Raw genomic sequence first — 13,628 nt, forward strand, 5'->3', positions numbered from 1 at the left:
GCAACATGCCTATTCGTCACCTGTCGTGACGGTGCGATACGGGAGTAACCGCCCGTGCTGTCGGACCCGGCCGTTAGTCTCGGGGATCATGAGGCTCCTGCACACTTCCGACTGGCACCTCGGCCGGGCGTTCCACCGGGTGAACATGCTCGGCGCCCAGTCCGAGTTCATCGGTCACCTGGTCGCCACCGTGCGCGAACGCGCGGTCGACGCGGTGGTCGTGTCGGGGGACGTGTACGACCGTGCGGTGCCCCCGCTCGCCGCGGTCGAGCTGTTCGACGACGCACTGCACCGGCTCGCCGACGCCGGCGTGCCCACGGTGATGATCTCCGGCAACCACGACTCGGCCCGCCGGCTCGGCGTCGGCGCCGGACTCATCGGCCGCGCCGGCATCCACCTGCGCACGGACCCGACGGCGGCCGCCACCCCGGTCGTCCTCCAGGACGCCCACGGGGACGTCGCCTTCTACGGCCTGCCCTACCTCGAACCCGCCCTGGTGAAAGAGGAGTTCGGCGTGGAGAAGGCGAGCCACGAGGCCGTGCTCGCCGCCGCCATGGAGCGGGTCCGTGCCGACCTCGCCGCACGCGCCCGAGGCACCCGCTCCGTCGTCCTCGCCCACGCCTTCGTCACCGGCGGCGAGCCCAGCGACAGCGAGCGCGACATCACCGTCGGCGGGGTCGCGTCGGTGCCCGCCGGCGTCTTCGACGGCGTCGACTACACCGCCCTCGGCCATCTGCACGGCAGCCAGACCCTCACCGAGCGCGTGCGCTACTCGGGCTCCCCGCTGCCGTACTCCTTCTCCGAGGCCGAGCACCGCAAGACCATGTGGCTCGTCGACCTCGGCCCCGAGGGCGAGATCGCGGCCGAAAGGATCGACTGTCCGGTCCCGCGCCCGCTGGCCCGCCTCCACGGCCCCCTGGAGGACCTGCTGGCCGACCCCGCGCTCGCCCGCCACGAGGACGCCTGGGTCGAGGCGACGCTCACCGACGCCGTCCGCCCGGCCGACCCCATGGCCCGGCTCACCGACCGCTTCCCGCATGCCCTGAGCCTCGTCTTCGCCCCCGAGCGCGCCCCCGACGACCCGGACGTGTCGTACGCGCGGCGACTGGCCGACCGCAGCGACCAGGAGATCGCCGAGGACTTCGTGGCGCATGTGCGCGGCGCGGGGCCCGACGCCCGCGAACAGGGCGTGCTGCGGGACGCCTTCGACGCGGTGCGCGCGGACGACACGGCACGGGAGGTGGCCCGATGAGGCTGCACCGGCTCGTCCTGACCGCCTTCGGCCCCTTCGGCGGCACCCAGAGCGTCGACTTCGACGAGCTGTCCGCCGCCGGGCTCTTCCTGCTGCACGGGCCGACCGGCGCCGGCAAGACCTCGATCCTGGACGCCGTCTGCTACGCACTGTACGGCTCTGTGCCCGGCGCCCGCCAGAGCGGCCAGGGTCTGACCCTGCGCAGCGACCACGCGGCCGCCGGCACCCGCACCGAGGTCACCCTCGAACTCACCGTCGCCGGACGCCGGCTGGAGATCACCCGGCAGCCGCCCTGGGAGCGGCCCAAGAAGCGCGGCGTCGGCACGACGGTGGAGAAGGCGCAGAGCGGGCTGCGCGAGCACGACGCGGCCGCCGGCGCCTGGAAGGATCTCAGCCGCTCCCACCAGGAGATCGGCGAGGAGATCACCCAGCTGCTCGGCATGAGCCGCGAGCAGTTCTGCCAGGTCGTGCTGTTGCCCCAGGGCGACTTCGCGCGGTTCCTGCGCGCCGACGCCGAGGCGCGGGGGCGGCTGCTGGGCCGCCTCTTCGACACCCGGCGCTTCGCCGAGGTCGAGAAACGGCTCGCCGAGCGCCGCCGCGTCACCGAGGCACGCGTGCGCGAGGGCGACTCCGCGTTGCTCGCCGACGCCCACCGGATGCAGCAGGTGGCGGGTGACGCCATGGAGCTGCCCGAGGCGGCCCCGGGCGAACCCGGTCTCGCCGAGGCGGTGCTGGCCGCCGCCGCCGTCGCCCGCAGCACCGCACGCGAGCGGCTGACCGTCGCCCACTGCGGCCGGCTCGCCGCCGAGTCCGCCCAGGCCGCCGCCGAACGCACCCTGGCGGAGGTGCGCGAACGGGCCCGGCTGCAGCAGCGGTTCGCCGACGCGCGCGAGCGCGCCGCCGCCCTCGAGGAACGGGCCGGCGCCCACCGGGAGGCGCAGGCGCGGATGGAACGGGCGCGCAAGGCGGAGACGGTCGCGCCGGCACTGGAGCTGCGGGAGTCCGCCGACGCCGAGCACGGCGACGCGTCCGCCCGTGCCGTACGCACGCGTGCCCTGCTCCCCGAGGGGTTCGCGGAGCTCGGCGCCGCGGGACTGGCTGCCGCCGCCCGCCGGGCCGCCGAGGAGCTGGGCGGGCTGGAGTCCGCCCGCCGGGGCGAACGCCGACTGGCCGACCTCGTCGCCGAGCGGACCGAACTGGACCGGCGGGAGCGGGACGACGACGAGGTCCTGGCGGAGACCGAGACCTGGCTCGCCGGGTGGGACGCCGTCCGCGACGGACTGCGGGCCGCCGTCGAATCCGCCCAGGAGGCCGCCACCCGCGCCGAACAGCTCGACGGCCGGCGGGAGCCCGCGCGCCGCCGCCTCGAAGCGGCCCGCCGGCGCGACGAGCTGACCCGTGACCTGGAGGCCGGCCGGCGCACGTCCCTCGCCTCCGGGGAGCAGGCGCAGGCCGCCCGCGCGCACTGGCTCGCCCTCAAGGAGCAGCGCCTCGACGGCATCGCCGCCGAGCTGGCCGCCACCCTCGCCGAGGGCGCTCCGTGCGCCGTGTGCGGCGCCACCGAACACCCCGCTCCCGCCCGCAAGGTCGCCGGTCACGTCGACCGCGAGGCGGAGGAGCAGGCGCTCGCCGCGTGCCGGGTCGCCGAGGAGGACCACGCCGCGGACGAACGCCGTCTCGGCCAGGTGCGCGAGGCGCTCGCCGGCGCGACCGCCGAGGCCGGCGACGCGCCCACGGACCGGCTCCTCGCCGAGGCGCAGGAGGTGGAGCAGGCCTACGCCCTGGCCCGCCGGGAGGCCTCGGCGCTGCACCCCGCGCGCGAGGAACTGCGGCAGGCCGAGCAGGAACACGAACGCCGCACGGCGGCCCAGCGCGAGGCCGCGGTGCGAGCCGCGTCCCGGGTGGGCCACCGGGACCGTCTGGAGCGGGAGCGCGTCACCCTGGAGGCGGAGCTGACGCTGGCCCGGGGCGCGGCGGAGAGCGTCGCCGCGCGGGCCGCCCAGCTGGAGCGGCACACGGCCCGGTTCACCGAGGCGGCCGAGGCCGCGCGAGCCGTGGAGGAGAGCGCCGCCCGCGTCAAGGCGGCCGACGGCCGCCTCGAGGAGGCCGCCTTCCGGGCCGGCTTCGACACCCCGCGGGCCGCAGCCGACGCCCTGCTCGACGCGGCCGAACACCGGGAACTGCAACGCGTGCTGGACGTCCGGCAGGTCGAGGAGGCCGCCGTCCGGGCCGTGCTCGCCGAGCCCGACACCGTCGCCGCGGCCGGGCAGCCGCCCGCCGACCCCGCGGCCGCGCAGGCCGCTGCGCAGGCCGCAGCGGAACGCCTCCGCGCCGCCTCCTCCGCGCAGGACGCCGCGGCCCGCCGCTGCGCCGAGCTCGACCAGCTCTCCGCGCGCGCGGTCACCGGCGTGCGCCGGCTCGCACCGGTGCGGGAGGAGTACGACCGGGTGGCCCGCCTGGCCGGCCTCACCGCGGGCACCTCGGCCGACAACGAACGCAAGATGCGGCTGGAGGCGTACGTGCTGGCGGCCCGCCTCGAACAGGTGGCGGCCGCCGCGACCGTACGGCTGCAGCGGATGTCGTCCGGCCGCTACACCCTCGTGCACTCCGACGACCGGGCGGGCCGCGGTCGCAGCGGGCTCGGGCTGCACGTGGTCGACGCCTGGACCGGGCGCGAACGCGACACGTCCACGCTGTCCGGCGGCGAGACCTTCTTCGCCTCGCTCGCCCTGGCGCTCGGCCTCGCCGACGTCGTCACCGACGAGGCGGGCGGCGTCCGGCTCGACACCCTCTTCATCGACGAGGGGTTCGGCAGCCTCGACGACCAGACGCTCGACGAGGTCCTCGACGTCCTCGACTCACTGCGCGAACGCGATCGGAGCGTCGGCATCGTCAGCCACGTCGCCGACCTGCGACGACGTGTCCACGCCCAGCTGGAGGTGGTGAAGGGCAGGTCGGGTTCGGTGGTGCGGCAGCGGGGTCATCTGCCGAGCGGGCGCCGGGGGAGCGGTGAGGAGTAGACGACGCTCGTCGTGACCGACCCGAGCGCGCCGATCTTCCCCGACACCTCCTCCAGATGACGCATCGAACGGGCGGCGACCTTGATCACGAAGCAGTCGTCGCCCGTCACGTGGTGCGCTTCGAGGATCTCGGGCGTGACGGACACCAGATCGTGGAACGGCCGGTAGTTGCCGTTGGGGTAGCGCAGCCGCACGAACGCCAGGATGCCCAGGCCCAGCCGCTCCGGGTCCACCACGGCGGCGTAGCCCTGGATGACGCCCGCCTCCTCCAGCCTGCGCACGCGCTCGGTGACGGCGCTCGCCGACATCGCCACCGCACGTGCCAGGTCGGCGAAACTGGCCCGGCCGTCCCGCTGGAGGACCTCGAGGATGCGCCAGTCGGTGGCGTCCGGGGAATACGCGGTCATGAGCGGAAGACTGCAGGGAAATCCCCGGCGAAGCAAGGCGGACGCCGTGGAACGCCCCTTCAGTCCGGGTGATCGCCGCCGTAGGTTTTCGGTCGTAGCGAACCCGTCGGCACCCTGCGGAAAGGCCCCAACAGTGACTGCCACGACCCCCCTCGACCCGGTACTGCGCGTCGCCCCCGCCGCACCGGCCGAGGCCGCCGCCCACTTCCGGGCGAGCCTCGCCTTTCACGCCGACGTCTCCGACGTGGCCGCCGCCCTCGCCGCCGACGAACCCGGCTTCGTCGTGCTGGACTCCCGCTCCACCGCGTCCTGGGACCAGGGTCACATCCCGGGCGCCGTCCACCTGCCCACCGGGCTCATCGCGGAACAGGCCGAGCGGCTCCTCGACCGGGACGTGCCGGTGGTGACGTACTGCTGGGGTCCCGGCTGCAACGGGGCCACCCGGGCCGCCCTCGCGCTCGCCGAACTCGGCTACCGCGTGAAGGAGATGCTCGGCGGATTCGAGTACTGGGTGCGGGAGGGCTTCGCGTACGAGACCTGGGAGGGCGGCGGGCAGCGCGCCGCCGACCCGCTCACCGCGCCGGTCGACGCGCCGAACTGCGGCTGCTGACCGCACGCGGATGCGATGGCCCCCTCCTTCCGTGACAGCGTGAACCGCCCGCGAGGCAGGGCCGGTTCGGAAGCGCCCGTCCTGGGCCGCCCATCCGCGGCCGCCCGTTCAAGCCGCTTATCCGCGGCCGTCCGTCCTGGGCCGCTCGTTCGGTCCCGCCCGTTCGGTCCCGCGCCTTCAGTCCCGGACGATCTCCGGCGACGGGCGCAGGAAGCGACGGTCCGCCGCCGCGAACTCGCCCTCGGGCCGGGCCGCGTGCAGCACGACGCCGAGTGCGGCGTCCGCGTCGCATGCGTAATGCCCGCTGGCCCAGGCGGCATTGGCCTCCACCACGGCCCATCCACAGCCGTCGACCAGGCCGACGTCGACCACGACCGCGCTCGGCAGCCCCGTCCCGGCGAGGCGTCCGGCGAACTCCAGCACCTCGCCGCGGCGCGGGTCCCGCGCCAGCGGCGCCACATCGAGGTCGCCCCGGGTCGCGTACCGGCTGCCGGTGCGCACCTCGCCGTCCCGCAGGAACAGCCGGTACTCGACGGTGAACGTGACGATGTCGCTGATCAGCACGGGCTCCGTGCCGTCGACGGCATCCGCGCCCGGCAGCCCGCTGCCGTCCGGGTAGACCCGGGCCGGGAAGCTCTTGTCGTTCGGCGGCTTCACGAACGCCGGACGCCGCAGCCGCCGCGCCTCCGCGATCGTGGCGAACCCGACATCCCGCGAGGTGAGTTCACGAGGCAGCCGGGCCAGCCAGTCCGCCGGCGCCTCGAGCAGCCCGACACCCAGCTCCCGCGCCACCGCGTCCGCGAACAGCGGTCCGGCGTACAGGGAGGCGCCCGCGGCCCGACGGCACGGTGCGGGCACCCGCCACTCCCGCAACGTCTCGACGTGCATCCCGCGCCGCCGTGCCGCGTCCGCGAGGGCGTGGCCGGTGGCGGTGACGCGAGGGGAGAGGAACAGGGTGCGAGTGCCGGTCATGCGACGAGGGTGGCCCACCGGCGCCCCTGAGGACACCGAATTTCGCCCGCCCCCGGCCCCATGGCGACCCCACCCCTGACCTCGGCCCCGGCAACCCGCCCCCTGTCCCCGGCCCGAGTCCCTGACCCGGGCCACAGGGCGCTGATGCCTGCACCGGGGCCTCATGCGGCCCCTCGCGCCGGTCCACGGTCCACGATCCCCGGTCCTCGTCCGGGCCCTGGTACGGCGCCCCCCGGGCCCCCGGCCACCCGGCCCCCGGCCCTGGTTCGGGTCGGGGGCCGGGAGTCGGCCGTGTCCGGGGTCGGAGCGGGCCGTGACGCGGAGCGTCAGAGTTGCGCCAGCTCGTCGACCAGGTCGTCGAGGCCCAGCGAGCCCTGCGAAAGGGCCGCCATGTGCCAGGACTTGAGGTCGAAGGTGTCGCCGCGGCGCTCGCGGGCCTTCTCCCGCCCGAGCAGCCAGGCCCGCTCGCCCAGCTTGTAGCCGATGGCCTGGCCGGGGATCGTCAGATAGCGGGTGAGCTCGCTCTCGACGAAGTCCGCGGGGCGGCTGCTGTGCGCGCCGAAGAACTCCTGCGCCAGCTCCGGCGTCCAGCGCTCGCCCGGGTGGAAGGGCGAGTCGGCCGGGATCGACAGCTCCAGGTGCATGCCGATGTCGACGATGACCCGCACCGCCCGCATCATCTGCGCGTCCAGGTAGCCGAGCCGCTGCTCCGCGTCCGTGAGGAAGCCCAGCTCGTCCATCAGCCGCTCCGCGTACAGCGCCCAGCCCTCGGCGTTGGCGCTGACGATCCCGACGGACGCCTGGTAGCGGGAGAGGTCCCCGGCGACGTGGGCCCACTGCGCGAGCTGGAGGTGGTGGCCGGGAACGCCCTCGTGGTACCAGGTGGAGACGAGGTCGTAGGCCGGGAAGCGGGTCTGTCCCATGGTGGGCAGCCAGGTGCGGCCCGGCCGTGAGAAGTCCTCGGAGGGAGGCGTGTAGTAGGGGGCGGCGGCGCTCCCCGCCGGGGCGATCCGCGACTCCACCTTCCGCACCCGCTCGGCGAGTTCGAAGTGGGTGCCGTCCAGGGCTTCGATCGCCTGGTCCATCAGGCCCTGGAGCCAGTCGCGGACCTCGTCCACGCCTTCGATGTGCCGGCCGTGCTCGTCGAGGTGGGCCAGCGCGACCCAGGGCGTCCCAGCGCCCGGAAGGATCTTCTCGGCCTCCTTCTTCATCTCGGCGAGCAGCCGGTGGTACTCCGCCCAGCCGTACGCGTAGGCCTCGTCGAGATCCAGGTCGGTGCCGTTGTAGTAGCGCGACCAGCGGGCGTAGCGCTCCCGGCCGACGGTGTTCGGCACGCCCTCGATCGTCGGCGCGTACACGTCGCGGACCCAGTCGCGCAGCTGCACGACCGCCGCGGTGGCCGCGCGCGCCGCCTCGTCCAGCTCGGCGCGCAGGGCGTCGGGCCGCGACTCGGCGCCGGCGGACACGAACTCCTCGAACCAGCCGGGGCCCTCGCCGTCCGCGTCCGACCACTGTGTGAGCTGCTCGACGAAGGTGGCGGTCGGCCGCGGAGCGGCGTAGAGCTTGCGTTCCAGGCCCAGCGTGAGCGACTCGCGGTAGCCCGCGAGTGCCGTCGGCACGGCGCGCAGCCGCTCGGCGATCGCCGTCCAGTCCTCGTCTGTGCGGCTGGGCGTGACGGTGAACACCTCGCGCACATGGTGTGCGGGCGTGGCCATGTTGCCGACGGTACGGAGCGCCTCGTCGGCGTCGTGCACGGCGAGCTGTGCGGTCAGCCGCTCACGCAGCAGGCGTGCGCACCGGCGCTCGATGTCACTGTCCGCGCCGGGCCTGCGCTCCGCCTCGTCGAGCTTCGCCAGGGTCTCGCGCGACAGCCGCGCGAGCGCCTCCTGGCCCGCGGGCGAGAAGTCGGGCAGCCGGCTCGAACTCTCCTGCACGCCGAGGTAGGTGCCGGTCACCGGGTCGAGGGCGATGAGGTCGTCGACATAGGCGTCGGCGATCTCGCGGGGAAGCGGGTTGGTGGTGTGTGACATGCGCTCCATCCTCGTACGACGGGGCGGCGCGCGTCACGGCATCTGTCCCGAACCCGTCGGCGGCAGCAGCGGTCCGCACTCCCACTGCTGGAAGATCAGCCGCGTCTCGACACGGGCCACCTCGCGCCGCGACGTGAACTCGTCGAGCACGAGGCGCTGCAGATCCGCCATGTCCGCGACGGCCACATGGACGAGATAGTCGTCGGGCCCGGTGAGGTGGAAGACGGTCAACGCCTCCGGCATCGCCCGGATCCGTTCCACGAACGGTCCGACCAGCTCCCGCCGATGCGGGCGGACCTGCACCGACAGCAGCGCCTGCAGGCCACGCCCCAACTTGGCCGGATCGAGCCGCAGCTGATGCCCGAGGATCACGCCCGAGCGGCGCAGCCGCGTCACCCGGTCCAGACACGTCGACGGCGCGACGCCGACCTGCGTGGCGAGGTCGCGGTAGGTGGTCCGGGCGTCGTTCTGCAGCAGCCGCAGCAGCTGGAGATCGACCGGGTCCAGTACGACGGATTCGGCCATCGGCCGAACGTAGCACGGAGTCCGGATCCGATCACCCGTCCGATGTTCACTCTGCCGTCCATGGACTCAACCGCTGCGAGCACGCACGCGTACGACGGAGTACGCACGGACGGAGCGCCCCGCGCACGCGCCCGGGCACTGGCCACCGAGGCCGTGCACGCCGGACGGGACGACCTGGCCGGGCAGGGCCTGCACGCCCCGCCGATCGACCTGTCCACCACCTACCCCTCCTACGACAGCCGCGCCGAGGCCGCCCGCATCGACGCGTTCGCCGCGACCGGGGCGGAGCCGGACGGCCCGCCCGTCTACGGACGGCTGGGCAACCCGACGGTGGCCCGGTTCGAGACGGCGCTGGCACGGCTCGAAGGCGCCGAGAGCGCGGTGGCCTTCGCCAGCGGGATGGCGGCGCTGACCGCGGTGCTGCTCGCGCGCGCCTCGGCCGGACTGCGGCACGTCGTGGCCGTGCGCCCGCTCTACGGGTGCAGCGACCATCTGCTGACGGCGGGGCTGCTCGGCTCGGAGGTCACCTGGACCGACCCCGCGGGGATCGCGGACGCGCTGCGCCCCGACACCGGGCTGGTCATGGTCGAGTCGCCCGCCAACCCGACGCTCGCCGAGGTCGATCTGCGGGCGGTCGCCCACGCCTGCGGCTCGGTGCCGCTGCTCGCCGACAACACCTTCGCCACGCCGGTGCTCCAGCGGCCGGTGGAGCAGGGCGCGCGACTGGTCCTGCACAGTGCCACCAAGTACCTCGGCGGCCACGGGGACGTGCTCGGCGGCGTCGTCGCCTGCGACGAGGAGTTCGCGGGTCAGCTGCGGCAGATACGTTTCGCCACCGGCGGCGTGCTGCATCCGCTGGCCGGCTATCTGCTGCTGCGCGGTCTGGCGACGCTGCCGGTGCGGGTGCGGGCCGCCTCCGGGACCGCCGCCGAGCTGGCCCGCCGGCTGGCCGCGGACCCTCGCGTCGCCCGCGTGCGCTATCCGCGGATCGGCGGCGCGATGGTCGCCTTCGAGGTCGACGGCGACCCGCACGCGGTGATCGCCGGGGTCCGTCTGATCACCCCGGCGGTGAGCCTCGGCAGCGTGGACACGCTCATCCAGCACCCGGCGTCGATCAGCCACCGGATCGTGGACGCGGCGGAACGCCGGGGCGCGGGCGTGAGTGACCGGCTGCTGCGGCTGTCGGTCGGTCTTGAGGACGTCGAGGACCTGTGGGGCGACCTGGACCGGGCGCTCGACGGGGCCGGTCCGGGTCCTGAGGGGCAAGCGGAGGGCCGGGGCGAACGGCTGGGGGAGCCGGCTCCCCGATCCCTGCGGGGCAGGGCCGCGGTGTGACGGTGTGAGGGTGTGAGGGTGTGCGAGCGGCCCGGCGGTACTGCACCGCCGGGCCGCTCGTCGTACGTGCCGCCCTGTCGTGACCGGAGTCCGCCCTGTCGTGACCGGAGTCCGCTTACGCCGTCCGCGTCCGGAGTCCGGTCACGCCGTCCGCATCCGGCGCCGGGCCCCGTCGTTCGTCGCTCCCGGGCGGAGGTTCAGTCGCGTCGGACGCGTTCCTCGTAGCGCTGCTCGGACGTCCCCCGTGCCGCTGCGGCCTTCTCCAGGCGGGCGGTGATGACCAGGGTGCCCTCCTCGATCTGGTAGTCGAGGGGCAGTCCGAGGCCGCGCATCGCCGCGACCATGCCGGTGTTGGAGGCCTGCGTCACGGCGTACACGCTCGCGCAGCCGGCCTCCCCGGCCATCGCCACCAGCCGGCCGAGCAGTTCGGCGCCGATGCCGCGACGCTGCCAGCCGTCCTCGACGAGCAGCGCGACCTCCGTCTCGTCACCGTCCCACAGCAGGTGGCCGAGGCCGACGATGCGGCCCGACCGCGTCTGCACGGCGAGGGTGCGGCCGAAGCGCGGGCTGAGCAGATGGTTGAGGTAGCGGTCCGCGTCGCCGACCGGCCCGTGGTAGCGCATTGCGAGCGTGCGCGCCGAGCACCGCTCGTGCATCTCCTTCGCCGCCGCGACGTCACCGGTGTCGGCCCGGCGCACGGTGATGTCCTCGCCCTCGGACAGCGTCAGGACGTCCTGGCCGTGCGGGACCCGCGGGCCGAGCCGGGCGTCCAGCTCCACCAGGGCACGCGCGCGCGCGAACTCGGTCGGGGTGAACGGCAGATACGGTCGCTCCACCGTGATCACACCGCCGTCCGTCGTGGGCAGACGCATCACGGTGTCCTCCAGCGCGCCTTCCAGCGGCACGTCGGACGCCCCCGCGCCGCCGGCCGCCGCGGGCAGCGAGCGGATCGTGCAGCGGCCGAGCAACTGCCGCAGCGCAAGGGGCAGTTCCGCGGCGTCGAGGGCGGTACGGGTGGCCAGCCCGAGGACCCGGGTCGGCGCGTCCACCAGATCGTGGGCGTCGGCCCGCTCGATCCAGGTGTCGCGGCCGCCCCCCAGCGCCACGGCCCGGCCGATCTCGCCCGCCGCGAGGCCGCCGGGGGCCCGCAGCAGGAACTCGTCCACGGTGTCCTCGCCCAGCGGGTGCGTCTGCAGGCTCAGAATGTCCACCCGGCGCCCCGCGAGCGCCGCGCAGAGCGCGGCCAGTGACCCCGGGGCGTCCTGCACCGTCGTCCGCATCCGCCACAGGGTGCTCCCCTCGTCGGCCGGCGAGGGGAGCGCGGACGGCCCGGCCTGCGGCTCCTCGGAGCGCGGCCGGGCGCCGGTATCGCCGGCGGGCGGCGCATGACCGTGGCGGCGTGCCCACCAGGTGTGGAACCCGGCCGTGGCGACGAGCGCGGCCGCCGACACCGCCAGCAGCACCGGGCCGTCCGGACCGTGGCCCACCATGTTCGCCACTCCGTCGGCCACCGCGACGGCGGTGAAGAGCGCGGCGAGTTCCACCACGTCCCGCCGCCAGTGGTGCACGGGGCGTCCGCGCCGCGCGCGCGTCACATCAGTCAGGTCTCGAGTCATGCAGCCACTGTGGAGGAACTGTGTTGCGTGATCACGAACGATGTGTGACTGACGGGTAAAGGATACTAATGCCCGTTTTGTTGAGCCTTCCATCACTCCGGTGCGAGCGATCCGCCGCACTCCGGCCGCGACGAGGGGACCGCGCACCGGGGGATGACGCCGATGCGCGGCACAGGTCCGAGGCTACGGGACGGCGGGCTACTGCCCGACAAGCCCCGGCCGCAGCGCCTTCGTGAACAGCACGGTGCCGTCCTGCTCGCGAAGCCGCACCGTCAACTCCCCGCTGTCGCCGTCGATGTCGACCTCGCCGAAGAACTGGTACCCGCCCGCGGGCGAGACGTTCGCCGCGGTCGGCGCCTTCACGAACACCCGTTCCGGTCCGAACGTGCCGTCCAGCGCGCTGGCGGGGAAGGCGCCCGCGTTGAGGGGCCCGGAGACGAACTCCCAGAACGGCTCGAAGTCGGTGAACGCGGCCCGCGACGGCTGGTAGTGCTGCGCCGAGGTGTGGTGCACGTCGGCCGTCAGCCACACCGTCCCGGTGATCCGCCGGTGCTTGACGTACCTGAGCAGTTCGGCGATCTGCAGCTCACGGCCCAGCGGCGCGCCCGGGTCGCCCTGCGCCACGGCCTCGATGTTCGGCCGGCCCTCGGTGGTGTCCGGCACGACGAGGCCGAGCGGCATGTCGGCGGCGATCACCTTCCACACCGCGCGCGACCGCGACAACTCGCGCTTGAGCCAAGCCAGTTGTTCGGCGCCCAGGATGCCCTGCGGGTCCGTGGCCTGGTTGTCGGGCGAGTTGGCGTTGCGGTACGTCCGCATGTCCAGCACGAACACGTCGAGGAGGGGGCCGTGGCGCACGACCCGATGGACCCGGCCCTCCCGGGCGCCCGGACGCAGCGTCGAGATCGGGAAGTACTCGCTGAACGCCCGCCGCGCGCGCCCGGCGAGCACGTCGACGCTCTTCTCCGTGTAGCGGGGGTCGGAGTCGGCGACGACCTCGCCCGGGTACCAGTTGTTGCGGACCTCGTGGTCGTCCCACTGGATGATGGACGGCACCTGGGCGTTGAAGCGGCGCAGGTTCTCGTCGAGCAGGTTGTAGCGGAAGTTCCCGCGGAACTCGGCGAGGGTCTCGGCGACCTTCGACTTCTCCTCGGTGGTGACGTTGCGCCACATACTGCCGTCGGGCAGCGCCTGGGTCGCCGTCAGCGGGCCGTCGGCGTAGATGTTGTCGCCGCTGCACAGGAAGAAGTCGGGGTCGAGCCGTGCCATCGCGTCGTAGATGCGGTAGCCGCCGAGGTCGGGGTTGATGCCCCAGCCCTGGCCGGCGAGGTCCCCTGACCACAGGAAGCGCACCCCGCGCCGGCGCCGCTCGGGCACCGTGCGGAAGGCCCCGGCCACCGGCTCCCCGGTGCGGCGCGGGTCGTCCGGGTCGGCGAGCAGCACGCGGTAGTGGATCTGCTCGCCGGCCGGCAGCCCGTGCAGCCGGACGGTGCCGGTGAAGTCCGTGCCGGCGCCGAGCAGCGGACCGTGCAGGCGGCGGGCGCCGCGGAACGAATCGGTGGCCGCGGTCTCGACGATCATCCGCGCCGGACGGTCGGACCGCACCCACACCAGCCCGGAGTGGGACGTCACATCCCCGCTCTGCACGCCCCAGGCCGCCCTGGGCCGCCCGGACAACGCGAGTGCGGGAGCCGTGCCGACAGCGGCGGGCAGGGTCAGGGCCGCGGACGCGGCGAGCGAACCGCGCAGGACGCTGCGGCGCCCCGGAAATGGACGGTGTGACATGAAGGGCCTCCTGGGACGGGAACCGGCCGGTGTGCACCGACACACCTACGCGGGCGCCGCAGCGCACACGGAAACC

General features: G+C 74.5%; 10 protein-coding genes. 4 read left to right on the plus strand and 6 right to left on the minus strand.

Annotated features, from left to right (window positions below; genetic code table 11):
- Window positions 1-88 precede the first annotated feature (88 nt).
- On the plus strand, window positions 89-1,252 hold the full coding sequence (locus OHS82_RS36155) for an exonuclease SbcCD subunit D (protein WP_057580685.1): 1,164 nt from the start codon (window positions 89-91) through the stop codon (window positions 1,250-1,252).
- Window positions 1,249-4,272: an SMC family ATPase gene (locus OHS82_RS36160; protein WP_328435313.1), complete on the plus strand. Its 3,024-nt coding sequence runs from the start codon at window positions 1,249-1,251 to the stop codon at window positions 4,270-4,272. The genes OHS82_RS36155 and OHS82_RS36160 overlap by 4 nt, the downstream gene beginning before the upstream one ends.
- On the opposite strand, the gene OHS82_RS36165 is transcribed toward OHS82_RS36160, so the two are convergent.
- Window positions 4,233-4,679, minus strand: a complete 447-nt coding sequence (locus tag OHS82_RS36165) for an Lrp/AsnC family transcriptional regulator (protein ID WP_057580687.1) — start codon at window positions 4,677-4,679, stop codon at window positions 4,233-4,235. The genes OHS82_RS36160 and OHS82_RS36165 overlap by 40 nt on opposite strands.
- Window positions 4,680-4,725: 46 nt before the next feature.
- Here OHS82_RS36165 and OHS82_RS36170 point away from each other — a divergent pair, with 46 nt between their 5' ends.
- Window positions 4,726-5,289: a rhodanese-like domain-containing protein gene (locus tag OHS82_RS36170; protein WP_443061839.1), complete on the plus strand. Its 564-nt coding sequence runs from the start codon at window positions 4,726-4,728 to the stop codon at window positions 5,287-5,289.
- 177 nt (window positions 5,290-5,466) lie between these two features.
- Here the strand turns inward: OHS82_RS36170 and OHS82_RS36175 are convergent, their stop codons facing one another.
- From OHS82_RS36175 to OHS82_RS36185, 3 genes are all read right to left on the minus strand, one after another.
- Window positions 5,467-6,261, minus strand: a complete 795-nt coding sequence (locus OHS82_RS36175) for an ATP-grasp domain-containing protein (RefSeq protein WP_328435316.1) — start codon at window positions 6,259-6,261, stop codon at window positions 5,467-5,469.
- 326 nt (window positions 6,262-6,587) lie between these two features.
- Window positions 6,588-8,291 (minus strand): DUF885 domain-containing protein, encoded by a 1,704-nt coding sequence (locus OHS82_RS36180; protein WP_328435318.1) that lies wholly within the window; start codon window positions 8,289-8,291, stop codon window positions 6,588-6,590.
- Window positions 8,292-8,324: 33 nt separating this feature from the next.
- Window positions 8,325-8,816 (minus strand): Lrp/AsnC family transcriptional regulator, encoded by a 492-nt coding sequence (locus tag OHS82_RS36185; RefSeq protein ID WP_057580694.1) that lies wholly within the window; start codon window positions 8,814-8,816, stop codon window positions 8,325-8,327.
- 60 nt (window positions 8,817-8,876) lie between these two features.
- On the opposite strand from OHS82_RS36185, the gene OHS82_RS36190 reads away from it, so the two are divergent.
- The gene (locus tag OHS82_RS36190) at window positions 8,877-10,151 is read left to right on the plus strand and encodes a trans-sulfuration enzyme family protein (RefSeq protein WP_328435320.1); all 1,275 of its coding nucleotides are present in this window, start codon (window positions 8,877-8,879) and stop codon (window positions 10,149-10,151) included.
- 197 nt (window positions 10,152-10,348) lie between these two features.
- Here the strand turns inward: OHS82_RS36190 and OHS82_RS36195 are convergent, their stop codons facing one another.
- Together OHS82_RS36195 and OHS82_RS36200 are read right to left on the minus strand one after the other, a co-directional pair.
- Window positions 10,349-11,767 carry a GNAT family N-acetyltransferase gene (locus OHS82_RS36195; RefSeq protein WP_199863833.1) on the minus strand — a complete coding sequence of 473 codons (1,419 nt, stop codon included), beginning with the start codon at window positions 11,765-11,767 and terminating at the stop codon, window positions 10,349-10,351.
- A 198-nt stretch (window positions 11,768-11,965) separates the two neighbouring features.
- A complete protein-coding gene (locus OHS82_RS36200) occupies window positions 11,966-13,552 on the minus strand; it encodes an alkaline phosphatase D family protein (protein ID WP_328435322.1) in 1,587 nt (528 codons plus the stop codon).
- Window positions 13,553-13,628 lie beyond the last annotated feature (76 nt).

This window comes from Streptomyces sp. NBC_00425 (assembly GCF_036030735.1).
Lineage (GTDB): Bacteria > Actinomycetota > Actinomycetes > Streptomycetales > Streptomycetaceae > Streptomyces.

Excerpts from the sequence above, each read along its gene's own strand:
- OHS82_RS36155 (WP_057580685.1), top strand. The coding sequence starts at position 89 with ATGAGGCTCCTGCACACTTCCGACTGGCACCTCGGCCGGGCGTTCCAC.
- OHS82_RS36160 (WP_328435313.1), top strand. The coding sequence starts at position 1,249 with ATGAGGCTGCACCGGCTCGTCCTGACCGCCTTCGGCCCCTTCGGCGGC.
- OHS82_RS36165 (WP_057580687.1), bottom strand. The coding sequence starts at position 4,679 with ATGACCGCGTATTCCCCGGACGCCACCGACTGGCGCATCCTCGAGGTC.
- OHS82_RS36175 (WP_328435316.1), bottom strand. The coding sequence starts at position 6,261 with ATGACCGGCACTCGCACCCTGTTCCTCTCCCCTCGCGTCACCGCCACC.
- OHS82_RS36180 (WP_328435318.1), bottom strand. The coding sequence starts at position 8,291 with ATGTCACACACCACCAACCCGCTTCCCCGCGAGATCGCCGACGCCTAT.
- OHS82_RS36185 (WP_057580694.1), bottom strand. The coding sequence starts at position 8,816 with ATGGCCGAATCCGTCGTACTGGACCCGGTCGATCTCCAGCTGCTGCGG.
- OHS82_RS36190 (WP_328435320.1), top strand. The coding sequence starts at position 8,877 with ATGGACTCAACCGCTGCGAGCACGCACGCGTACGACGGAGTACGCACG.
- OHS82_RS36195 (WP_199863833.1), bottom strand. The coding sequence starts at position 11,767 with ATGACTCGAGACCTGACTGATGTGACGCGCGCGCGGCGCGGACGCCCC.
- OHS82_RS36200 (WP_328435322.1), bottom strand. The coding sequence starts at position 13,552 with ATGTCACACCGTCCATTTCCGGGGCGCCGCAGCGTCCTGCGCGGTTCG.